Annotated in this window: 24 protein-coding genes; 13 read left to right on the top strand and 11 right to left on the bottom strand. The window is 70.8% G+C overall.

The window, feature by feature from the left end:
- Nucleotides 1–14: 14 nt before the first annotated feature.
- Nucleotides 15–1,004: a hypothetical protein gene (locus tag Hbl1158_RS11955; protein WP_234297479.1), complete on the bottom strand. Its 990-nt coding sequence runs from the start codon at nt 1,002–1,004 to the stop codon at nt 15–17.
- On the bottom strand, nt 1,001–1,525 hold the full coding sequence (locus Hbl1158_RS11960) for a hypothetical protein (protein WP_234297480.1): 525 nt from the start codon (nt 1,523–1,525) through the stop codon (nt 1,001–1,003). The genes Hbl1158_RS11955 and Hbl1158_RS11960 overlap by 4 nt, the downstream gene beginning before the upstream one ends.
- A gap of 100 nt (nt 1,526–1,625) precedes the next feature.
- Between Hbl1158_RS11960 and Hbl1158_RS11965 the strand changes: the two genes are divergently transcribed.
- The 3 genes from Hbl1158_RS11965 to Hbl1158_RS11975 all read left to right on the top strand — a co-directional run bounded on the left by Hbl1158_RS11965 (nt 1,626) and on the right by Hbl1158_RS11975 (nt 3,939).
- Entirely contained in the window at nt 1,626–1,967 is a 342-nt protein-coding gene (locus Hbl1158_RS11965; RefSeq protein WP_234297481.1) for a DUF5798 family protein, read from the top strand.
- Between the two features lie 77 nt (nt 1,968–2,044).
- A complete protein-coding gene (locus Hbl1158_RS11970; protein WP_234297482.1) occupies nt 2,045–3,025 on the top strand; it encodes a PLP-dependent cysteine synthase family protein in 981 nt (326 codons plus the stop codon).
- An 89-nt stretch (nt 3,026–3,114) separates the two neighbouring features.
- Nucleotides 3,115–3,939 (top strand): hypothetical protein, encoded by an 825-nt coding sequence (locus Hbl1158_RS11975; protein ID WP_234297483.1) that lies wholly within the window; start codon nt 3,115–3,117, stop codon nt 3,937–3,939.
- Nucleotides 3,940–3,959: 20 nt separating this feature from the next.
- Here Hbl1158_RS11975 and Hbl1158_RS11980 read toward each other — a convergent pair whose 3' ends face one another.
- From Hbl1158_RS11980 to Hbl1158_RS11990, 3 genes are all read right to left on the bottom strand, one after another.
- Complete coding sequence (locus tag Hbl1158_RS11980) at nt 3,960–4,361, bottom strand: DUF4112 domain-containing protein (RefSeq protein WP_234297484.1); 402 nt, start codon at nt 4,359–4,361, stop codon at nt 3,960–3,962.
- Complete coding sequence (locus tag Hbl1158_RS11985; RefSeq protein WP_234297485.1) at nt 4,361–4,639, bottom strand: UPF0058 family protein; 279 nt, start codon at nt 4,637–4,639, stop codon at nt 4,361–4,363. Before Hbl1158_RS11985 ends, Hbl1158_RS11980 begins: the two co-directional genes overlap by 1 nt.
- Before the next feature lie 114 nt (nt 4,640–4,753).
- On the bottom strand, nt 4,754–4,969 hold the full coding sequence (locus Hbl1158_RS11990; RefSeq protein WP_234297486.1) for a ribbon-helix-helix domain-containing protein: 216 nt from the start codon (nt 4,967–4,969) through the stop codon (nt 4,754–4,756).
- Between the two features lie 198 nt (nt 4,970–5,167).
- Here Hbl1158_RS11990 and Hbl1158_RS11995 point away from each other — a divergent pair, with 198 nt between their 5' ends.
- The 4 genes from Hbl1158_RS11995 to Hbl1158_RS12010 all read left to right on the top strand — a co-directional run bounded on the left by Hbl1158_RS11995 (nt 5,168) and on the right by Hbl1158_RS12010 (nt 10,556).
- Nucleotides 5,168–5,770 carry a sulfite oxidase-like oxidoreductase gene (locus tag Hbl1158_RS11995; RefSeq protein ID WP_234297487.1) on the top strand — a complete coding sequence of 201 codons (603 nt, stop codon included), beginning with the start codon at nt 5,168–5,170 and terminating at the stop codon, nt 5,768–5,770.
- Between the two features lie 343 nt (nt 5,771–6,113).
- A complete protein-coding gene (locus tag Hbl1158_RS12000; protein ID WP_234297488.1) occupies nt 6,114–7,466 on the top strand; it encodes an isochorismate synthase in 1,353 nt (450 codons plus the stop codon).
- Between the two features lie 103 nt (nt 7,467–7,569).
- Complete coding sequence (locus tag Hbl1158_RS12005; protein WP_234297489.1) at nt 7,570–8,748, top strand: M24 family metallopeptidase; 1,179 nt, start codon at nt 7,570–7,572, stop codon at nt 8,746–8,748.
- 107 nt (nt 8,749–8,855) lie between these two features.
- Complete coding sequence (locus Hbl1158_RS12010) at nt 8,856–10,556, top strand: rhomboid family intramembrane serine protease (protein WP_234297490.1); 1,701 nt, start codon at nt 8,856–8,858, stop codon at nt 10,554–10,556.
- A 21-nt stretch (nt 10,557–10,577) separates the two neighbouring features.
- On the opposite strand, the gene Hbl1158_RS12015 is transcribed toward Hbl1158_RS12010, so the two are convergent.
- Entirely contained in the window at nt 10,578–11,300 is a 723-nt protein-coding gene (locus Hbl1158_RS12015) for an METTL5 family protein (protein WP_234297491.1), read from the bottom strand.
- Between the two features lie 4 nt (nt 11,301–11,304).
- Nucleotides 11,305–11,763, bottom strand: a complete 459-nt coding sequence (locus Hbl1158_RS12020; protein ID WP_234297492.1) for a hypothetical protein — start codon at nt 11,761–11,763, stop codon at nt 11,305–11,307.
- 273 nt (nt 11,764–12,036) lie between these two features.
- On the opposite strand from Hbl1158_RS12020, the gene Hbl1158_RS12025 reads away from it, so the two are divergent.
- Nucleotides 12,037–12,993 carry a transcription initiation factor IIB gene (locus Hbl1158_RS12025; protein ID WP_234297493.1) on the top strand — a complete coding sequence of 319 codons (957 nt, stop codon included), beginning with the start codon at nt 12,037–12,039 and terminating at the stop codon, nt 12,991–12,993.
- A gap of 235 nt (nt 12,994–13,228) precedes the next feature.
- Here the strand turns inward: Hbl1158_RS12025 and Hbl1158_RS12030 are convergent, their stop codons facing one another.
- Entirely contained in the window at nt 13,229–14,899 is a 1,671-nt protein-coding gene (locus tag Hbl1158_RS12030) for a flippase activity-associated protein Agl23 (RefSeq protein WP_234297495.1), read from the bottom strand.
- A gap of 143 nt (nt 14,900–15,042) precedes the next feature.
- Between Hbl1158_RS12030 and Hbl1158_RS12035 the strand changes: the two genes are divergently transcribed.
- The 3 genes from Hbl1158_RS12035 to Hbl1158_RS12045 all read left to right on the top strand — a co-directional run bounded on the left by Hbl1158_RS12035 (nt 15,043) and on the right by Hbl1158_RS12045 (nt 17,433).
- On the top strand, nt 15,043–15,354 hold the full coding sequence (locus Hbl1158_RS12035) for a hypothetical protein (RefSeq protein ID WP_234297496.1): 312 nt from the start codon (nt 15,043–15,045) through the stop codon (nt 15,352–15,354).
- A 124-nt stretch (nt 15,355–15,478) separates the two neighbouring features.
- Nucleotides 15,479–15,913 carry a universal stress protein gene (locus tag Hbl1158_RS12040; protein WP_234297497.1) on the top strand — a complete coding sequence of 145 codons (435 nt, stop codon included), beginning with the start codon at nt 15,479–15,481 and terminating at the stop codon, nt 15,911–15,913.
- A 239-nt stretch (nt 15,914–16,152) separates the two neighbouring features.
- Complete coding sequence (locus Hbl1158_RS12045; protein WP_234297498.1) at nt 16,153–17,433, top strand: amidohydrolase; 1,281 nt, start codon at nt 16,153–16,155, stop codon at nt 17,431–17,433.
- Between the two features lie 127 nt (nt 17,434–17,560).
- On the opposite strand, the gene Hbl1158_RS12050 is transcribed toward Hbl1158_RS12045, so the two are convergent.
- From Hbl1158_RS12050 to Hbl1158_RS12060, 3 genes are all read right to left on the bottom strand, one after another.
- On the bottom strand, nt 17,561–18,592 hold the full coding sequence (locus Hbl1158_RS12050) for a phosphate uptake regulator PhoU (protein WP_234297499.1): 1,032 nt from the start codon (nt 18,590–18,592) through the stop codon (nt 17,561–17,563).
- Nucleotides 18,593–18,704: 112 nt separating this feature from the next.
- Nucleotides 18,705–19,799: an ATP-NAD kinase family protein gene (locus Hbl1158_RS12055; protein ID WP_234297500.1), complete on the bottom strand. Its 1,095-nt coding sequence runs from the start codon at nt 19,797–19,799 to the stop codon at nt 18,705–18,707.
- A gap of 124 nt (nt 19,800–19,923) precedes the next feature.
- Nucleotides 19,924–20,370 (bottom strand): DoxX family membrane protein, encoded by a 447-nt coding sequence (locus Hbl1158_RS12060; protein WP_234297501.1) that lies wholly within the window; start codon nt 20,368–20,370, stop codon nt 19,924–19,926.
- Nucleotides 20,371–20,639: 269 nt separating this feature from the next.
- On the opposite strand from Hbl1158_RS12060, the gene Hbl1158_RS12065 reads away from it, so the two are divergent.
- Nucleotides 20,640–21,080 carry a hypothetical protein gene (locus Hbl1158_RS12065; RefSeq protein WP_234297502.1) on the top strand — a complete coding sequence of 147 codons (441 nt, stop codon included), beginning with the start codon at nt 20,640–20,642 and terminating at the stop codon, nt 21,078–21,080.
- Between the two features lie 236 nt (nt 21,081–21,316).
- Nucleotides 21,317–22,036, top strand: a complete 720-nt coding sequence (locus Hbl1158_RS12070) for a DICT sensory domain-containing protein (protein ID WP_234297503.1) — start codon at nt 21,317–21,319, stop codon at nt 22,034–22,036.
- Nucleotides 22,037–22,111: the final 75 nt, after the last annotated feature.

Consider the following 22,111-nt stretch of genomic DNA (forward strand, 5'->3'; position numbering starts at 1 on the left):
TCTTGCGCATCCAATCAGTACGTCGAGAGGTCGTGCGCGAGCGCGGCGAGCCGGTCGCGAAGCGCGGGGCCGCCCAGGAACGAGCCCTGCGGACTGCCGCCGTACTCGCCGTCCGGGCGGGGGGCGGCGGCGTCGCCGTAGCGGTCGAGTTCGGTGACGAGGCGCATCCGGACGGTCCGGACCTCGCGGCGGTCGACGCCGACGTCCGCGTTGAGGTGCCTGTCGTCGACGACCCGGAGGAGGCGGCCGGTGTCGCGGTCGAGCGTCGCCCGAACCGCCGCGTCGTCGTGGATCGCCTCGACGGACACGAACGGCAGGGGAACCGCCCGGGCGTACGCGTCGGGGCCCGACAGGCGGTAAGTGACCGTCGCGTCGTCGCGGTCGTGTTCGGTCCATGAGCCGCGGTGAGGACGGATCGACTCGCCGAACATCGGGCGCTCGAAGTCGTCGACCGGAAACGTTCCGGCGTCGCCGCCGTCGACGGTGACGGGATCGCCGACGGCCTGTTCGGGGGCGTCCCGGTCGTACGCGAGGCTGCCGTCACTCACGTGGAACACGAACCGCTCGGGGAGGGTTTCGGGGTCCGCCAGCGTCGCGTCGACGAAGTGGACGTACGCGTTGAGCGTCGCGTACGGCGAGAGCGTCCGCGGGTCGATCCCGTCGCGCTCGCGGTCGGCCAGCACCAGCCCGTTTCCAAACGTCGTGAGCGCGTGGGTGTGTCGCCGCCGGGAGTGCTCGTGGAGTTCGCGGTGGCGCGTCAGCCGGTAGGGCGCGTCGCCGGTCCAGTCGTCGAGCACCCGAACGCGCGTCACCGCCCGGTGGTCGGCCGCGAACCGGTGTTCGACCGCCGCCAGCACGCGCTCGCGCGGCGTCGGATCGGTGCCGAGGTCGTCGGCGGGGACGCCCGGGTCGTACGGGCGCACGTCGGCGACGCGGACCGCGCCGTAGCCGGTCGCCGTCGCCGCGGCCGCGCCGACGCCCGCGAGGAAGGCGCGTCTGTTCACGACCCCTCGCCCCCGGGCGTCGCCGTGGCGGTCCCCCCGGTCGGGGTTCCCGCGGTCGACCCGTCGCCGGTCGCCGTCGCGGCCGACTGACTCTCCCGACGCCACCGGCCGACCGCCCGCGAGGAGTCACCGTCGGGGGCGACCCACACCACCCGGACCGTCCCGGGCGACTCGACCGGCACGCGCAGCGTCGCCCCCGGCGACAGCGGGAACTCCCGTCGCGGGTCGCCGAGGTCGTCGCCACCGACGCCGTCGACCGCGCCGACCCACGGCGTCGCCACGGCGTCGCCGCCGGGCGCGCCCCCGTCGACGCGGACCAGGAGTCGGCCGGTGTTGTCGGCCGCGAGTCGGTTCCCGCGGGCGAACGTCACCTCGTAGGCCGGGCCGTCGGCGTCCCACTCGAACGCGAAGAACGCGTTGGGGGGCGTCTCGGGGTAGCCGTCCGTCGTCGGCGGGGAGGGGGCGAGGCCGCATCCGGCGAGCGTCGCCGTCGCGGCCGCGAGGACCGTTCGTCGGTACACGATCCGCGAGACGACCACCGGCGACATAACGGTCACGCCGCGGCGTCGACGCGCCCGCTCGGACCGCAACGCACAGGGGCGACCGCCGAGACGGACAGATATGGGACTCGGAAGCACGGCGAAGAAGCTCCAGACGGTCGCCGACCTCGCCGAGAAGCTGTACGCGAAGGTCAACGAGATCCGCGAGCGCGTCGAGGCCATGCAGGGGGCCGTCCAGACCACCGAGGAGCGGGTGAAGACGCTCGAGCGCGACCTCGCCGAACAGCGCGCGATCGTCGAGGCCATGGCGGAGGCCGAGGGGATCGACGTGGCCGCCGTCGTCGACGACGTCGACCACGACGGCGACGAGCCGACCGACGAGACCGCCGGCGACGCGGGCGAGAGCCCCGCCGACACGACCGCTGACGGCGACGACAGCACGACCGTCGACGGCGACGCCTGAGGGATCGACCGCCGACCCCGTCGTCGGGTCGCGCTCGGATGGAAAGATACGTGTTCGTCGGCAAGAGTTGCGAGCGTATGACCACGCACCGCGAGCCCCTCGACTCCGTGCTGGAGACGATCGGGGAGACGCCGCTCGTCCGGGTACACGCCGCGCCCGACGAGGTGCCGGTGTACGCGAAGCTGGAGACGTTCAACCCCGGCGCGTCGGTGAAGGACCGCATCGGGAGGCACATGCTCGAACGCATGCTCGAGGAGGGGACGATCTCCCCCGGCGGCACCGTCGTCGAGCCGACCGCGGGCAACACAGGCATCGGCTTCGCGGTCGCGGCCGGACAGCTCGACGTGAACGCGGTGTTCGTCGTGCCCGAGCGCTTCAGCGTCGAGAAGCAGCAGCTCATGCGCGCGCTCGGCGCGGAGGTCGTCAACACGCCCAGCGAGGACGGCATGGGCCGGGCCATCGAGCGCGCCCACGAACTCGCCGACGAACTCGACGACGCGGTCGTCCCACAGCAGTTCTCGAACCCCCTGAACGCGGAGGCGCACTACGCGACGACCGGACCGGAGGTGTTCGACGCGCTCGACGGCGAGGTCGGCGCGATCGTCGCCGGGATGGGCACCGGCGGGACGCTGATGGGGATGGCCGACTACGCCCGCGAGCAGGGCTCGGAGGCGCGGATCGTCGGCGTCCAGCCCGAGGGGTCGACGTACGGCGACCTGTTCGGCGAGGACGCCGAGGAGGGCGAGTACAAGACCGAGGGGATCGGTACCCACGACGTGTCGACGAACGAGCTCGTGGACCCCGAGACGCTGGACGACCTGAAGACGGTCCCCGACCGTGCCGTCCACGAGGAGATGGCCCGGCTCGCACGCGAGGAGGGGCAACTCGTCGCCTCCAGCGCGGCCGCGAACTCGCTGGCGGCGGTCGAGGTCGCCGAGGCGATCCGCGACGGCGACGTGGACGCCCCGCACGACGCGGTCGTCACTGTGTTTTGCGACTCCAGCGAGCGCTACCTCTCGAAGGGCGTCTACCGCGAGTTCGAGGAGTGGCAGGGCTGATCCGCTCCGGGCGATCACGGCTCGGGGTTACTCACACGCCCGTTTGACCCTACACGAGATACTTGTCCCAACTCCGGCAACGGATCGGTATGGATCGACGGACGGTTCTCGCGGCCATCGGCGCGGGAGCGGCGTCGCTCGCGGGGTGTACGGCGGATCCCGGTTCGGCGGGAACAAACGACGAGACGTCCGCGGGCCGGAGTTCCGAGGGGGACCCGTCCGAGCGCTCGAGGAGCGAAGACGGGAGCGCCTCGGCGGACTGTCCGACGTCGCAAGACCTGGGCGTCGACTGGCCCGAGGACCTCGACCGGTCAACCGTCGAGTCGTTCGTCGAAGCGTACGAGCGCGTGTACTACCGGGAGCGCGTCGTCGAGTACGAGCCCGAGTCCCCGCTCGATTCCTACGATCTGGCCGGGAGCGTGAACGAGTCACCGACGCGCGTCGGCGACGGGTGGGAGGTGACGTACTCCGGAAGCGGCGGGGTGTACAGGCCGACGCTGTTCCTCGAGGCCGCGACGACGGACCCCGACGACGGAGAAACCGAGTTCTCCGTGGACGAGGTCGACGACGAGGCCCTCGCCGACCTGCTCGAACGGGCCGCGGAGACGGGAGACGCCGAGTTGCACGTCGACTCGCCGGGCGAGGAGGTGGAACGATACGTCGATCTGCTCGTGTCGCTGTCGACGGAGTTCGAGTCGCTCTCGGGTCGGGGCGACAGCGAGGCGGTCCGCGTCGACGTCGATGGAACCACGGTCGAACTGACCGCACAGGCGTCCAGTCTCCACGGCGACTACTGGTGGGAGGCGCGGTACTACGTCACCGATCGGGTCGTCCGGCGGACCGACGACGACGAGACCGATCCCCGCGACGGAACCCTCCTCGAGTGTCGATCGGGCGAGGGGTCATCCGGATAGGCTCGATAGATCGCCCCCGCTTACGCCCGTCGCGCCAGATCCCGTTCGAGCAGTCGGACGTTACGGCGATTGAGCTTCACGACCGCGTCGAGCACGTCGCCGACGACGGGGACGGAGCCGACGACGAAGTCGACGCCGACGGAGACGAGCATCACCGCGAGCGTCCGTCGGCGCGCGCCGAGTCGGAACGCCTCCCAGACGACGAGAAGCGAGAGGAAGGCCGCAAAGAGGTCGCCGGCGACGGGGAGCAGTCCCGCGATCGCGTCGACGCCGACGCGGTAGCGGATGACGGGGAGTCGAACCGCGTCGTCGAGCAGGTGAGCGAGGCGGCGGGCGCGCCGCAGGCGACGGACGGCCCCCGGCGTCGACACCAACGACTCCGCCGGTCGGTCGGCGAGCGCGGTCGCCTCCGGATCTCCCATCAGAGCTTGGACTCGGCGTCGTCCGCGAGCTCCTCCATGCGCTTGCCGACGCGGCCGGCGTTGGAGAACTCGTCCTCGGACATGGCGCTCGCGAGCGCGTTGCCGAGGACGAACACCGCGTGTTTGTGTTCGCTCTTCGACTTGTGGACGTGCGAGGGGTCGACGCTCAGCTCGTGGTACGGCTCGAACAGCTCCTCGTCGACGCCCTCTCGCGCGGCGAAGTTCTCCATGATGGTGACCATCTGCTCGTGGAGTTCGAGGAGTTCGTCCTTGTGCATACGGCAGGCTTGGCCACTCTCCGAGTTAAGCGTTGTTCGTGCACCGGTCGCACGGACGCGTCGCGGAGGGATATCGGTCGAACCGGGCGATTCGGCACCGCAGACCGACGATCCTCAGAAAACGTACTCGTCCTCGTGGCCCATCATTCCGTCGTCCTCGAAGTCCGGATCCGTGTCGCTGTCCTGCGGTCCACTCGTCTTGTACGCCTTCATCCCGGTCGATACCAGTTCCTCTATCGCCTCCTCGCGATTGACGAACTCGCCCTGTTCGACCATCTGGGCGATCTGCATCTCCAGGTGCTCCGGGACCGTGATCTCGACTTTCGGCATCTACGCGGGGCTTGACGGACGGACTATTTAAAACCTGTGGGGGTTGTTTATCGCTGAGAAAACTGTAGCTTCGCCAATGCCGCATCTACGTTTTCGAACAGCCAATAAATAGTGTCGAAACCGCGAATCGTGCGCGCGCCAGCGACGGCGACGTCCGAAGTCGACAGTCTCAGGTGACAGCGCCCGTTTCACTACAACATGAGCAGCGAGCCGTCCGATCACACGGATCTGTACGAGGAGTTTTCGGACGAGCGACTCCCGCCGGGGCAGCGCAAGACCGACCGGTTTCCGGTGTTGTCGAAGTCGGGGACGCCCGACTGGCACCGCGAGGACTGGCGCTTCGAGGTGTGGGGGGCCGTCGAGGAGGAGTTGACGTTCGACTACGACGAGTTCCGCGACCTGCCCGCCGAGACGCAGCGGCAGGACTTCCATTGCGTCACCGGCTGGTCGAAGTTCGACTGCGAGTTCACCGGCGTCACGTTCCCGCAGTTGGCCGAGCTCGCCGGCGTCCGCGACGAGGCCGAGTGGGTCATGTTCCACGCGCTCGACGGCTACACGACCGACCTCCCGCTCTCGGAGTGCGACCGCGAGGAGGTCATGTTCGTCTACGACTACGACGGCGAGCGGCTGCCGGACGACCACGGGGGGCCGCTGCGGGTCGTCACGCCCCACAAGTACGCATATAAGGGTGCGAAGTGGGTGACCGGCGTCGAGTTCCTCACCGAACCCGAGCGTGGGTACTGGGAGAAGCGGGGGTACTCGGACACCGCGAACCCGTGGGACGAAGAGCGGTACAGCTAGAGCGAGGCCGAGTGAGCGAAGCGAACGAGGCCTCGGATGACGGCGGCGAGGTCTCCGTGCCGAGCCGCCCATGAAAAGAGCGAGACGCGATCGAAGCGAGCATCTCGACCGCCGGCGAAGCGGTCTCGTGCCGCTTCGCCCACGAAAACAGCGAGGCGGGAGAGAGCGAAGCGACCGACCGCCTCGGATGACGGCGTTCACAAATCGCTCCGCGATTTGTGCGCTCACGAGACCTGCGGTCTCGTGAACGGCGAGCCGAACCGACCCCGCATCGTCGCCCGCTCAACTACCGACGAGACCCGGAACCAACGGCGTAAAGAACGACCCGCCCCAATCGGGACTAATGAATCCGCCGGACGGCGAGGCCGGGGCCGCGCTCGCCCCCGACGCGGACGCGGCGCTGGTGAGTCGCAGCTGTGAGGTGTCGGACGTGTCGTTCGGCTCCTTCCTCGCCGCGGGCGACCGCCACCGGGTCCATTGGGCCGCCCCGGACGGACTGGAAGTCGCCGGCGGCGGCGCGGCCGCGCGGCTGGTCGCCGACGGCCCCGACCGCTTCGAGACGCTCCGCGAGGACGCCGAGACGCTGTTCGCGACGGTCGATCACGAGGGCCCCGCGGCGACGCGACCGCGCGTGTTCGGCGGGCTCTCGTTCGGCTCCGATCACGACGCCGACGGCGTCTGGGCTGGCTTTCCCGCCGCGTCGTTCACCCTCCCGGCGATCCAGCTCACTCGCGCGGACGACGCCACCCACCTCACGGTCACGCGCCACGGCCCCGACGCAGACGCCGACGACGCCGAGTTGGCGCTCGCGACCGCCCGCGAGCGCCTCGAGGACCTCCCGATGATGCGCCCGCATGGCGAGAAACCGGGCGTCGTCGACACCGAGTGGCTCGTCGACCGCGACGCCTGGACGGCCCAGGTCGCGAGCGTGATCGACCGCATCCGCGAGGGCGACCTCCGGAAGGTGGTGTTGGCGACGGCGCTTCGGGTCGACCTCACCGACGACGTCGACATTCCCGACACGCTGGGTCGGCTGCGGCGCACCTACCCCGAGTGCTACCGCTTTCTCGTCCAGCCGACCGACGGCAACGGGTTCTTCGGGCCGCCGCCCGAGCGGCTCGTCCGCCGCGAGGGCGAGGTCGTCGAGACGGAGGCGCTCGCGGGGTCGGTGCCCCGCGGCGACACCCCGGAAGCGGACGCAGAGCACGCCCGCTCGCTGCTGGAGTCCGAGAAGCTCCAGCACGAACAGCGGCTCGTCGTCGACACCATCTGCGAGCAGTTGGACGCGTTCGGCACCGTCGGCGAGGGCGAACAGGGCGTCCGCAAGCTGACCAACATCCAGCACCTCGAGACGCCGATCACCGCCGTCCTCGACGACGACACGCACGTCCTCGAACTCGTGGAGGCGCTCCACCCGACGCCCGCGGTCGGCGGCCTCCCGCTGGATCTGGCGCTGGAGACCATCCGCGAGACGGAGACGTGGGACCGCGGGTGGTACGCCTCCCCCGTCGGCTGGTTCGACGCCGCCGGCGACGGCGAGTTCGCGGTCGGCATCCGCTCGGGCGTCGCCGGCGGCCGCGAGGCGACGCTGTTCGCCGGAAACGGAATCGTCGGCGACTCCGACCCCGCCGACGAGTGGGACGAGCTCCAGCCGAAGGTGCGGCCGATCATGGACGAACTGGAGCGTGAGACGTGACCGGAGCGAGCGAAGCGACCGCGAGCGAACGGGACGAGTGATCTCCCCGGCCTCCGCTCGCCGCCTGCCGAACGACTAACACCGCCGCCCGCGACCTGTCCCCATGAGCGACGCAGGCGAGGTCGAGGGAGTCGACGCGGCGGTCATCGAAGAGAAGGTCGCGGCGGCGCGGGAGGCGGTCGCCGCCAGCGACGACGCGGACGCGTGGCTGTCGATCGGCCGCGAGACGGACGTGAGCCCGGAGCCGTGTTTCCCGTACCTGCTCGGGTTCGACGTGGTGTGGCCGACGGCGGTCGTCGTCGGCCCCGAGTCGTCGGCGGTCGTGCTCGGTCGCCACGACGCGCCGACGGCCCGCGACCTCGGGATTCACGAGGTGCGCGCGTACGACGAGTCGATCGCCGAGCCGCTGCGGGAGGTGCTCGACGAGATGGACGCCGAGCGCGTCGCGCTCAACTTCGACCGCGACGATGTCGTCGCCGACGGGCTCTCACACGGGCTGTTCCTCCAGCTTCGCGAGTACCTCCCGGACCGCGAGTTCGTGTCGGCGAGCGCCCTGATCCGTCGCCTGCGCGGAGTGAAATCCGAGACCGAGTACGATCGGATCCGCGCGGCCGCCGCCGAGACCGAGGAGTTGCTCCAGACCGCGACGGCGACGTGGACGCCGGCGACGACCGAACGCGAGTTCGTCGACTTCCTCCACGAGCGGATGGTCGAGCGCGGCCTCGACTCGGCGTGGGCGTGGGACTACTGCCCGACCGTCCACATGGGCGACCGCGAGGTCGGCCACACCCTCCCCGCCGATCACACCGTCGACGAGGGGGAACTGCTGCACGTCGATTTCGGCGTCCGACGCGACGGCTACGCGTCGGACATCCAGCGGCTGTGGGTCCGCGGGGAGGCGAGCGACGGCCTCCGAGAGGCGTTTCGGGACGTGCGCGCGGCCATCGACGCCGGCCACGACGCGCTCGAGGCCGGGGGCGTCGGCCACGAGGTCGACGCCGCCGCCCGCGAGGAACTCACCTCGCAGGGGTGGCCGGCGTTCGAACACGCCTTCGGCCACCAGGTCGGCCGGGCCGCCCACGACGGAGGCACCTTGCTCGGCCCGGAGTGGGAGCGCTACGGCGAGGCACCGCGCCACGAGGTCCGGTCGGGGGAAGTGTACACGATGGAGTTGGGCGTCGCCACCGAGTGGGGGTACGTCGGGCAGGAGGAGATGGTCCGGGTCACCGGGACGGGCACCGAGTGGGTGGTGCCGCCGCAGACCGAACTCCGGACGCTCTGAGCCCCGATCCGCCGGCGTGACGGGGGAGTGCTCGGCAACCACCGGCGACCGCCGACGGCGGCTCCCCGGAGCGGCACGGTGAAGTGCGGCGGGGTCCGACCCCCTGTGTGATCCCCGACCTCGTGACCGCCTCGCGTGCGGCGGTCGTCGTCGCCGCGGTCCTCGCCGTCGCGGTCACGGTCGCGCTCGATCGACTCGCCGGTGGCGAGCGCGTCGCGGTCCTCCGGCGACGGTTCGTCCTCGGCGTCCCGTGGGGGACCCTGACCGTCACGGGACTCGTGCTCGCTGTGTACCTGTTCGTCCAGGGCGGGTGGACGAACTGGTACAGTCCGGTCGTGACGCCGTTTCGCGCGTGGTCGTACCTCGCGCCGCTGGGCGTCGCCGTCTCGGGGTTCGCCCACGCGGGACCGGGGCACCTCCTCGGCAACTTGTTCGGCACGCTCGCGGTCGCGCCGCTCGTCGAGTACGCCGTCGGCCACTTCCCCCGCGAGCGCGGGTCGTCCTCGTTCGGGTCGGCCCGCGACAATCCCTACGTCCGCGCGTTCGTGCTGTTCCCGGCCGCGACGGTCGCCGTCGGTCTCGCCTCGGGCGCGTTCGCGCTCGGGCCCGTCATCGGCTTCTCCGGGGTCGTGTTCGCGTTCGTCGGCGCGGCGCTGGTGTACCGCCCGCTCGGCACCGTCGTCGCGCTGTCGGCGTCGGGGCTGATATCGACGGCGTACCGGGCGCTCGCCTCGCCGGTGGTCGAGGCAAGCGGGCGTCCGGCGTACATCACCCCGTGGTGGGCCGACATCGCCATCCAGGGGCACGCGCTGGGCCTGCTCGTGGGCGTGCTCGCGGCGGCGTGGCTGGCGGCCGCCCGCGGCGACGACCTCCCGCGACCGCGACGGCTGGCGCTGGGGGCGCTGTTGGTCGCCGTCGAGCAGTCGCTGTGGGCGGTGTACTGGTACCGCGGCGGCGAGACGTACGTGCTCTATCGGGGGGTCGGCCTCGCGCTCGTCGCGGTCGCGGCGGTGCTCGTGGCCGCGCTGGCGGTCGACCGCGACGCGCCTCCCGCCGACACCGTCCGGGAGGCGCTCCGGGACCTCACCCCCCGTCGGGGGTCGGTCGCGGCCCTGCTGGTCGTGCTCGCGGCGCTGTCGGGGCCCGCCGTGGTCGTGAACCTCGCGGCCGTCGACGACGACCCCCTCCCCGGCGATCCCGTCGAGGTCCGCGGGTACACGGTCACCTACGCCGAGGGCGTCGAGAACGGGATGGTGTCGGTCGTCGACGTGGAGGCGTTCGGCGAGACGACGAGCGTCACCACCTCCGGAGTGCTCGTTCGCAACCCCGACCGGGGCGTGTGGGCGACGGCCGTCTCGAAGGGGCGGCTGGCGTTCGCCGGGCGACAGCGCGTCGTCGTCGGCGGCCTCGGCTGGCGGGAGGTCGTCACCGTCACCCGACGCGGGTGGACGACCGTCGGCGGCGACGGGCCCGCCTACCGGGTGACGCTCTCGCACGACGGGGAGACGACGCTGGCGTACCTGTCGAACGCCTCGACGGCGGGCCCGCGGATCGACGGCCGTAACGTCTCAGTCGCCCCCACGGGCTCCGGCTTCGAACTCGTCGTCGCCGGCGACAACGACACCGTCCGGGCTCCGATCCCCGGGGAGAACGAGACCGTCACGGCCAACGGCCTGACGTTCGTCCGCGAGGGCCGCGCGGTGGTCGCGCTCGCCGGCGAGGTGACCGGCGACCCGGCCGCGGGGAACGTCACCGCGCCGACGCGCGTTCGGGTGGCGACGCGGGAACGCTACGGCGGCGAGAACTGAGATCCGGGCGACCGCGAGTCGTCAGTCGTCGCTCGCGCGGCTCCACTCGATCCGGAACACCTCGGCGTCCACGTCGGCCGACTCGTTCGTCTGATGGCCGTACGTCCGGTCGAGCGTGAGCGTCGCCGCGAAGGCGTCGGTCACCGCGCCGCCCTCGTCGGCGGCGAACGACTCGACGAACTCCCGGCTACCTGCGTTGTGCACCGAGTAAGACACGTCCGCGAGGTCCGCGACCGTCGCGAGAAACGCGCGGTCCGCATGCTCGTTGCCCGTCTGTGCGCCGAACGGGGGGTTCATGATCGCCGTGACCGCCCCGTCGCCTCCGGTGTCGGTGTCGCCTCCGGCGTCGCTGTCGCCTCCGTCACCGCCGCGTTCCCCGTCGCCGACGGCGACGAGTCGATCGCGCGTCAGGGGCGGCCGAGTCGCGTCGGCGTTGACCCAATGGACGGCGGTGCGCGCGCCGACTCGACGTTCGTTGTCGCGGGCGACCGCCAGCGCGCCGGCGTCGAGTTCCACGCCGACGACGCGGTCGGCCCCCCGGAGGGCGGCACCGAGCGCGAACATGCCGGTTCCGGCCCCCAGGTCGACGACGGTGCGACCGTCGAGGTCGCCACGGAGGTCCGCGAGGTGGACGACGTGGGCCGCCACGTCGGCGGGCGTGGGGTACTGTTCGAGGGCGGCGGTGGGATCGGCGAAGCCGGCGACGACCGCCAACTCGCCCTCCAGCGCGCGACGGGTGTTCACCGGCTCAGTCGTCGCCGACGCGGTCGGCGGTGTCGGCGACGACGGTGCCGGCGGCGCTGTCAGTCGCCGCGGTGATCCCCCCGCCGGTGACCGTCAGCGAGACGCCCTCGCGGTCGGCCCGCTCGTCGAGCGCGTCGAGCGCCGGAGCGACCTTGCCGGGAGCGGCCACGTCGCCGGGATCGACGACGAGCTCGCCGGCACCGAGGTGCGATGCCGCCCGCAGCAGCGAGCGCAGACGGTCGGCCTCGCGCTGGGTCTCGATCGAACAGTCCGTCCCGAAGTCCGCCTCGACCCGCAGACCGGCCGGGACGTACCCCTCGTCGGCGAGGGCCGCACGGAGGTTCCGGAGGTCGCCGGGGGCCGTCGACTCCAGCGCTGCCGCCTCGACGATCACCGGCTCCGCGTCGACCGACTCGGCGCTGGCGACCGCCCGCTGGACGTGTGATGCCGCGTGTGTGCTCATGGCTGTCTCCTAGAGACGGTAATACAAAAGCGTTTGTGAATAATTAGTAGTTATTCCGCAGCGATCTCCACGGGCGATCGACGGCCGTCGGTCGCCGACGCCGGGAGTGGCGCGGGCGCGTCTGACGCCGGCGATTCGGGCATCACATACCTATCGATCCGGTTGAGACCCCCGAATCTTCCAAAAACCGGTGACTCGACCGATGTCGCTCGCAGATGCTCCTGGTCGAGCCGCCCCAATAGTTAAATACGAGCGGCGACACAAGACTTATCAATGGAAGGTCCGAGCCGACAGCGACAGCGGGAGAGCGACGAGTCGGAGACCCAGTCGGACGAGACGCTCACGTGCCCGGAGTGTTCCAGCGACGACGTCGTCATGGACGCCGACCAGGGGGAGTTGGTCTGTGACGACTGCGGGCTCGTGCTGGACGAGCGCCAGATCGATCGGGGACCGGAGTGGCGGGCGTTCAACCACTCCGAGCGTCAGTCGAAGTCCCGCGTTGGGGCCCCAGTCACCGAGACCATGCACGACAAGGGTCTCACCACCACCATCGACTGGAAGGACAAGGACGCTTACGGTCGGTCGCTCTCCTCGGAGAAGCGCTCGCAGATGCACCGCCTCCGCAAGTGGCAGGAGCGCATCCGCACCAAAGACGCCGGCGAGCGCAACCTCCAGTTCGCCCTCTCGGAGATCGACCGCATGGCGAGCGCCCTCGGGGTTCCGCGGTCGGTCCGGGAGGTCGCCTCCGTGATTTATCGGCGTGCGCTCAAAGAGGACCTCATCCGCGGGCGCTCCATCGAGGGCGTCGCAACCGCGGCGCTGTACGCCGCCTGCCGCCAGGAGGGCATCCCCCGGTCGCTCGACGAGGTCGCGGAGGTGTCGCGAGTCGAGCAGAAGGAGATCGGTCGGACCTACCGCTACATCTCCCAGGAACTCGGCCTGGAGTTGAAGCCCGTCGACCCCAAGCAGTTCGTTCCCCGCTTCGCATCCGCGCTCGGCCTCAGCGAGGAGACCCAGGCCAAGGCGACGGAGATCATCGACGTGTCCGCCGAGCAGGGACTGCTCTCGGGCAAGTCACCCACGGGCTTTGCGGCCGCCGCCATCTACGCGGCCTCCCTGCTGTGCAACGAGAAGAAGACTCAACGCGAAGTCGCCGACGTCGCCCAAGTCACCGAAGTCACCATCCGAAACCGGTATCAAGAACAGATCGAAGCCATGGGCTTCCGCTGACGGACGGCGAGAACCGACGATACCCCGCGAACCCTTTTATCCGATACCGGGACCAGCCCCGTCGTGACCGGAGTGCCGCCACGCGACGGTCAGCGAGTGCGAGGTCGACGAACCGGAGACCTCGATGCGAACGGCGCAGCCGTGAGCGAGTGCGGTCATCCGTCGCGTGTGCTGTGCGCCGAACCGGAGCCCCGTTCGGCGTCGACCGCCCGACAGCCAGTACCCAGCGTCCCGCTCACTCCTCGACGAACACGACGACCGTCCGGTCCCACAGCCCCAGACGGAGGTCGTACTGCTCGTAGCCGTCGAGCGTCGTGGTGACCGTGACCCGCTGGTCCGGGGTCGTGACGACGACCGGCGGCGGGTCCTCCGCGAGTTGGCCCGCCGAGAGGACGCTCGACGACTCCGCGCCCATCCGCTCGAAGTACCACTGCAGCGGGAGCCGCGCCCCCCAGGCCTCGCGGTCGCCGCGTTCGACCGGCGGAAGCGCGTACTCCTGGCCGGTGTGGAGGTCGCGACCGACGTACACCACGTCGCTGCCGTCCCCGTCGCCGGCGCGGTCGTCGATGGCCGCCTCGGCGGCCGCAATCATCGGGTCGAGGTCGTCCGACGGTTGGGCGAACTGCGCGTACGGCGAGCCCGGCTCCGGGGCCGCGTAGACGCCGGCCGCCGTGCCGCCGTAGCCGACGAGACCGGCGGAGGCGACGAGCAGCACCGCGAGCAGCAGCGCCGGGTCGGCGGGCGTCGCACGCGCGCCGGCCCAGCGGGCGACCCGAGCCAGCCCCACAGCGCCGGGGAGCGCCAGTAGCGGGACGACGTGGACGACCGACCACGGGGCCACCGGCAGGGCGACGACCGGGAAGACGAGCAGCCCGAACCCGGCCGCGTAGCCGCCGAAGGCGACGACGCCGCGGGTGTCGGAACGGTACCGCTCTACGAGGAAGCCGAGGATGCCGAACCCGAGCGCCGGCCAGGCGGTGGCGACGAGCGTCCGGGCGTAGCCGACGACCGCGGGGATGAACGACTCGCCGTCGGCCGGCGGGTCGAGCCGGTGGGCGAACCGGAGGGAGACGAACCGCTCGGGGGCCTCCGAGACCGCGAACGACACCGCCGTCGGGAGCGTCGACGGGTCCCACAGCCCGGGAGCGACGCCGCCGCCGCGGGGCGCGAACAGCAGGAGTGCGACGCCGAGAAAAACGAACGCCGCGCGCGCCAGCGGCGTCGCGGTGGCGCGGAGCCACGCGAGTCCCCGGGTCGCGCGAGCGAACGCCGCGGCCGGGACGCCGCGGACCCGGGCCTCGTCGAAGACGAACGCGGCGGCGACGAGCCACACGACCGGGTACGCGACGGCGAACCCCGACGAGCCGAGCGCGAGCGCGAAGGCGGCCGCCGAGAGGTACAGCGGCCAGCGCGCGCCGGTGTCGCGGTGGCGGACGACGCCGCCGACCGCGACGAGGCCGAACGCGGCCGCGGGCACGTCGCCGCGGAGGAACCGCGAGTAGTAGATCAGAAGCGGCGACCCGGCCAAGAGCGCCGCGAGCGCGACGGTCTCGTCGTCGCGAAGCGTGCCGCGGAACAACAGCGCCGCCGCGGGGAGGAGCCCGCCCACGACCGCGACGAACGCCCGAGCGGCGGCGTCGGAGCGTCCGAGCGCCGCGATCGTCCGCGCGGTCCCGAGGTGGACGAGCGGTCCGCCGAGCGCCGGTCGGTAGGAGTAGACGCCGGTGTCGAGGTAGCGGAGGCTCCAGTAGCCGGCCCGACCCTCGTGCCAGTGGAACGGGCGGGCGTCGAGGAAGACGGCCCGCGCGAGCAGCGCGAGCGCGACGACGGCCGCGACCGCGACCGCGACGCGGGAGCCGTCGAGACGCCCCGGTCGCGATCGGTCCTCTCGGTCGCCGTCGGACATACCCGGCCGTGCCTCCGCCGCGGTAGTATGTCTTCGGGTTTCCAGCGCCCGCGGCCGCGTCGCGACGGCGGCCCGCGCGCGAACCGGACCGGTGTCCACGGGCGAGACGACACGCTCTTTCGGGCTCGGCGTCGAACGCGGGTATGTCGCTGGTCGCGTCGCTGCCGGGTCGTCCGCTCACCGACGGGGAGATCGCCTCGCTCAACCGCGCCGACGCCGTCGAGCTCGCCGTCGCCGTCGACAGCGAGACCGCGTCCGAGGCCGCCGAGGCCAACGCCGCCGCCGACGGGGCGGAGGGGTTGCTCCTCGCGACCGACGCGTGGGTGAAGGGCCTGGACTTCCTCGGTGGCGCGTGGGAGGTCGTCGAGACCGTCCCCATCGACGGGGAGGGCGACCGCTACGACGCGCTTCGCGCCTGCGAGGACGCCGTCCGCGCGAACCGCGAGCGCGAGTAACAGACGTGGAGTAGCCGGGAGCCGACGACCGGACGCGATCGTCCGACTCGACTCCCGTATACGGCCGGCGGACGCACCCGTCGGCCGCCGGTTTTTTCGCGTGGCTCGCGTATGACGAGGTGACATGTACGACGAGATCCTGGTTCCGACCGACGGGAGTCCCGCCGCCGACGCCGCCGTCGAGCACGCCGTGACGATCGCCGACCGATTCGACGCCACGGTCCACGCGCTGTACGTCGTCGACGCGACCGCGTACTCGACGCTGGAGGCCGGCGGCGAGGTCGTCGTCGACGCCCTAGAGCAGGAGGGGGAAGACGCGGTCAAGCGGATCGCCGAGGCGGCCGACACGGAGGACCTCCCCGTGATCGAGTCGGTCGTCTCCGGCACCGCCTACCAGTCGATCACGGAGTACGCCGACGACGAGGGCATCGACATGATCGTGATGGGGACGCACGGTCGACAGGGGCTCGACCGCTACCTGCTCGGCTCGGTCACCGAACGCGTCGTCCGGTCGGCCGACCAGCCGGTGCTCACGGTCCGCCAGCCCGACGACGAGTAGATCGCCGCTCCGCTGTTCTGTCGGTGGTGTCGGCGCTGTCGGTGTCACCGTCGCTGTCGCTGTCGCGGGAGCCGTCGCGATCCTCGTCGCTGCCGCCGGTGTCGCAATCCCCGTCGCTGCCGCCGGTGTCGCAATCCCCGTCGCTGTCGCCGGTGTCGTCGTCGCGGCAGCCGTCCCGATCGTCGGTCCACGCTTCCGCGAGGCCCGGGTTTATCACCGCAGACGCGGACCACTCGGGTATGAGCCGAACCGTCGCTCACGAGGACCTGACCGCCGTACGTCGAGACCTCCACCGCCACCCCGAGCCCGCGTGGTGTGAGTTCTACACCACCGCCCGCATCGTCGACGAACTGGAGGCGCGCGACCTCACCGCGGTCCACTACGGCCCCGAGATCCTGGGGTCCGAGCGGATGAACGTCCCCGACGACGACGAACTCGACGAGTGGTTCGAACGCGCCCGGGCGGCCGGCGCGCGCGAGGACGTGCTGGAGGCGATCGAGGGAGGATACACGGGCGCGGTCGCGGTACTGGAGCGCGGGGACGGTCCCGTGGTCGGCGTCCGCGTCGACATCGACGGGCTCCCGATCCTCGAGTCCGAGGACGGTGAGCACGTCCCGGCGGCCGAGGGGTTCCGCTCGGAGCACGAGGGGTACATGCACGCCTGCGGCCACGACGCGCACGCGACGTTCGGCCTGGGCCTGATCGACGAGGTCCTCGCGTCCGACTTCGAGGGGACGCTGAAGGTGTTCTTCCAGCCCGGCGAAGAGCAGATCGTCGGCGGCGGGCCGATGGCCGAGTCCGACCTCATCGAGGACGTGGAGTACTTCCTGGCGGCCCACGTCGGCCTCGACCACCCGACCGGCGAGGTGATCTGCGGCATCGACGGCTTCCTCGCCGTCTCGCACTTCCTCGCGGAGTTCGAGGGCGAACCCGCTCACGCCGGCGGTCACCCCGAGCAGGGCCGCAACACCGTACAGGCGGCCGCGGCCGCAATCCAGAACCTCTACGCGATCCCCCGTCACGCGGACGGCCCGACGCGGGTGAACGCGGGCATCGTCGGCGGCGGCACGGCGACGAACATCATCCCCGAGGAGTGCTTCATCGAGGGCGAGGTGCGCGGCGGAACCACCGACCTGATGGAGTACATGGACGGGAAGGCCGAGACCGTGATCCGGTCGGCCGCCGAGATGCACGAGGTCGACGTGGGCGTCGAGCGACTGGGACGTGCGCCCTCGGCGACGAGCGACGAGGAACTGGTCGAACCGATCGCCGCGATCGCCGGCGATATCGAGGGCGTGACGACCGTGACCGAGCGCGACGAACTGGGCGGCAGCGAGGACGCGACGTACATGATGCGGACGGTCCAGGAGAACGGCGGCTACGCGACGTACGTCGGCATCGGCACCAGCCACCCCGGCGGCCACCACACCAGCACGTTCGACGTGGAGGAGGAGTCGCTCGACATCGGCGTCGACTTCCTCACCGCCGCCGTGCTGGAGATCGCCGAACAGCGACCCTGAAACGAAGCGAGGCGAGACGGGAGCGCACTCGAACCGGGTTTCTCGCCCCTCGGACCCGTCACGTGGGCGATCGTTCGCGCCCGGGAGGAGCCCGGCCCAGTCAGCAGATCCCCGCTCGGGTGTCGTCCTACTCGATCGTCACGAACTCGTTCTCCTCGTTGAGCGCGAGGTTCGCGGACACCTCCGCGATCCGCATCGCGTACTGTGCGGTCTCCTGGAGGCTGACGAGCACCTCGCGGACCTGGAGCAACTGCGCGTTCGACATCTCCGGCAGGTCCGTGAGGATGTCCTCCTCGCGGTCCTTCAGCTCCCGAAACAGGAACTTCACCTCGATGGTCAGCGCGTAATCGCGCTTGACGGCCGCCTCGACGGCCATCTCGGTGACGTCGTCGACCTGGTCGGTGAAGTCGCGGATGCGACGCATCGTCGAGTCGTCGACGTCGAGGGTGTTGCCGTCGGCCTCCATCACGATCTCGGCGATGTCCTCGGCGTTGTCCGCGATGAGTTCGAGGTTCTTCGCGATCGACCGGTAGCCGATGAGCGGGAACCCCGAGTCCAGCCCGACCGCGCGCGCGAGGTTCGGGTTCTGGTAGGCCGTGAAGATCAGTCGCAGGAGGAGGACGAAGATCTTGTTGGCCTGCCGCTCGCGGTTGAGCGCGCGCTGTGCGAGGTCGGCGTTGCCGTGTGCGAGCGCCTTCACGGCCTCCCCGCGCATCGTCGAGCCGGTGTTCTCCAGGCGCTCGAGGAGGTTGTCGAGCGTGAAGTCCTCCGGGTCGACGGAACACCGGATGGCGATGTTCTCGGGCGTCTCCTCGATCACGCCCAGTCCCATGAGCTGCGTCTCGGCCTTGTACACCGCGTTGATGTGGTCCGATCCGAGCGCGCCGTCCTCGGTCGTGATGTTGATCACGCGCCGTCCGAGCACGTACTGCGCGAGGATCGCCCGCTCGAGGGCGTCGGCGTCAAGGTTGTCGGCGTGCAGCGTCGCCTCCGCGTCCTCCGTACTCGCGGACTCGGGCAGCACGGTCAGCGTTCCCTTGCCGCCCATCCGCAGCGACACCTCGTCGCCCTTCTCGACGTGCTGTTCCTTCGCCCACTCGGCCGGCAGCGTCATCGCCAGCGTCGAGGGGCCCAGCCGCTGGACCTTCCGCGTTTCCATGGCTAACCGCAGGATCTATACGACCTTAACGTTGACCCCATGGTGATTATACCCTACCGCTGGTATGTAAGGACTACCCCGTCGGTTCAAATACCCGGCCCGATATCGAGGGTCACACGATCTTCATCATCCGGCGCTCGAAGCGGCCGACGCGCACCTTCACCCAGCCGCGGAGCGCCTCGTCCAGTTCGGGGTCGTCGGTGTCGACGCGAAGCACCCGGAGGTCGTCGAGCTTGTCGCGGGAGGCGACGATCTCCAGGTCGCACTCGCGGATCACCGCCGGCGACAGCTGCGGGTTGCCGCGGCCGAACACGAACCCTTGGCCGCCGATCGGCGTGACGACGATGACGTTGTCCTCGCCGAGCGCGTCGAGGATCTCCGACTCGGCGACGTCCGTGGCCACCACCTCGCCGTCGCGATACACGTCGACGCCGATCGGCGACCCCTCGAAGCACAACGCCGCTTTCACCTCGCCGACGGTCGAGCCGGGCCCGAGCACCCAGGTCGTCTCCGGACGCGCGCGAACGTCGTCGGCGACACCCTCCGCGAGCGACTCGACGGTGCCGGCGCTCGTCTGTTTCCCCGACTGCAACCGTTCGGCGACGGGCACGTGCGCGACGGCGCGCAGTTCGGGGGTGACCTCGCCCTCCCGATACTCGTCCTCGTCGATGTCCATCACCTCCCGGCGCTCCGTGCGCTCGAACGTCGCGGCGACGTACGCCGCGTCCTCCGGTGAGACCCCGAACACCGACGAGTACACCTTCACCCCCGCGGGGACCCCGAGCATCGGGACGCCGCTTCCGGCCAGCGACCCCGCCACGTCCGCGGCCGTGCCGTCGCCGCCGACGAACACCACCAGGTCCGCGTCGGCCTCGCGAAACGCCGCGACGGCCGCCCGAGTGTCGTCGGCGTCGGTCTCCTCGTCGTCGGTGCTATCGGCACCCCCGTCGTCGCCGGCGGGCGATCCGAGCACCTCGGGATCGAAGCCGGCCTCGCGGACCAGGCTCGCGCCCATCGGGTCGCCCCACGCGAGGAGGTCGGCTTCCGGGGCGCGCTCGGCGAGCGCGGCGAGCGCGCGGCGTGCCCGGTCGGGGGCGCGCGGCTCCGCCCCGCGGGCGCGAGCTTCAGCGACCTTCCCGTCGGTGCCCTTCAGCCCGACGCGGCCGCCCATCCCCGCGACCGGGTTGACGAGGAAGCCGATTCGCATGCTCGGAGACGACGCGTCGGCGGCAAAAAGAGCGCCGACTCGCGGACGGGTCTGAGGACGAGGACCGCGGAAACACCGCAAAAAACGCGACTATCGCCGGCTCGGGAGTCGTGACGGTCGTCGCTTACAGGACGCTGTAACCTAGCGCGTACGGCCACGACACGCCCGAGAGCGCGAGGAACGCCAGCGACGCGCCGGCCATGACGACGTTCTTGAGGAACTGCGTCATCTGGTCCTGCTGCTGGTCCTCGGGCACCGCCCAGAAGTCGTGAATGGTGACCGCCGAGAGCAGGAGGAACACCGCCAGCCCACCGGCCGCGAGCGCGACGAGCGCGCCCGCGGCGACGCCGAGGCCGCCGAACAGGAGCAGGCCGCCCGAGAACAGCGTCGCCGCGCGGGGCGCGGGGAGCCCCTTCGCCTCGGAGTAGCCCGCCAACGCGTCGGTCTGCATGAAGTGGTTCAGGCCCATGAACGCCAGCGTGAGGCCGAACAGCAGCCGCGCGAGGAGGAACACCTCGGCGGAGCCGGCGGTCGCGAACAACTCTGACTGCAGCAGGATCGTATCGAGCATCGAGTCGTCCTACACGCCGGCCGAAGTTATAATTTTCCTGATATTGGGGTAACCGGGTGGCACAGTTGTTACTGGCGTCTAAATTCGGCTGAAACAGCTAAAATCGTTCCGTACGGGCGATCGGAGTCACCGATTCGGATCTGAGACGGTTACTATCATCAGCTATTTGTTAACTGATTCTCGCGGTCGCGTCGCCGTCGATCCGGGTCGGGACCCGGCGACCGCCGGTGGCGACGGACGTTTCCCCGACCGACCCCTGGTACGATCGCATGTACACGGGGCGGACAGAGCAGCCGTGTTGTCTGTGTGGCTCCACCGAGACGACGCGGCGGGTGGACATCCCGCCGCGTGCGGTCCGACTGATGAAGCACGCCGACCCGATCGCCTGGCGCGACATCGTCGGCGAGGTGTCGATCCACTTCTGTGAGTCAGACTGGGAGACGGTCGCGGACCTGGTGATCGACCTCGGGATGAACCCGCTGTCCCGGTGTAACGTCGCCAGGGCGTCGTTCGACCTCAGGGAAGACTTCGAGGCGCTGTTGAACGACACCCGCGAGGAACCCGACCAGACCGAACTTGAGGGGCGGATGCTCGCGGACGCCGAGGAGACGGTCGCGAACGCCGACGCCCCCATGACCGAGCGCCGCGACGTGGTGGAGGCGCTCATCGTCGTCCGGTCGTTGGAGGAACTCGGGGTCACGCCCCCGTAGCGAACGGCGGGTGGCGTCGGGCCGGAACCGTCACCGGCGGGGTGGGCCGGGACCGTCACCGGCGGGGTGGGCCGGGACCGTCACCGGCGGTGCGGTCGACCGTGTCGCCGGCGGCGGGATCAGCGATGTCACCGACGGCGACGCAGTCGACCGATCGTGTCCGTCGCCCGTTTCATCGCCGATCTCACGGGGTGGAAGGCTTTTACGTGCACCGAGTGTACGTCGGTTGAGACCAGATGTCACTCGGGGCAGTTATCGACTCCGTCGAGGGTCGTGAGAAACGCCTGACGGTGTTCGACCCGCCGAACGAGGCGGTCGTCGACGACCTTCGGGAGTACTTCAGGTCGCAGGCGGTCCGGATCGAGCGCGGGACCACCGACAGCGGCCTCTCGGGTTACGTGGTGCTGTCGGACGAGGACGGCGACGAGGTGCTCGCGGCGGTCGACCTCCGGCACGTCGAGGGTGACCTCACGGCCGGGCCCGGCGAGGAGCGCGCGTTCGCCCCGATCCTCGAACACCTCGACGAGACCACGTTCACCTCCTACGACCTGGGGCAGATGATGGCGGCCACCCGCGAGATGGAGGACCGCGCGTGGCGCGCCGGCTCCGGCGAACTCCACGCGGGGTTCCAGCGCGTGGGGGCGATCCGCGCCCAGAAGGGCGTCTACGAGGACCTCGCGACGAAGGAACTCGACATCCACGCGTACTGCGCGCCCGGCGGCGCGCTTCCGGAGATCGAGGGCGTCACGCTTCACGCCGAGGACACCGAGGAGATCCGTACCTCCTGGTTCGTCGTCTTCGACGGCGGCGGCGATCCCGGCGACGCGTGCGCGCTGCTGGCCGAAGAGCGCGGCGACCCCGACGAACGCCGCTTCTACGGCTTCTGGACGTACGACCCCGCCACCGTCGCGACCGTCGTCGACCACCTGAACGAGCGGTACGCGGTCACCGCCTGACGCCGCCGACTCACACCGGTATCCGAACGTGAGATCTATCGACCGGCCCACAAACGCGCCGGCGGTTTTCCGACG

It is taken from the genome of Halobaculum sp. CBA1158 (genome assembly GCF_021431925.1).
Classification (GTDB): domain Archaea; phylum Halobacteriota; class Halobacteria; order Halobacteriales; family Haloferacaceae; genus Halobaculum.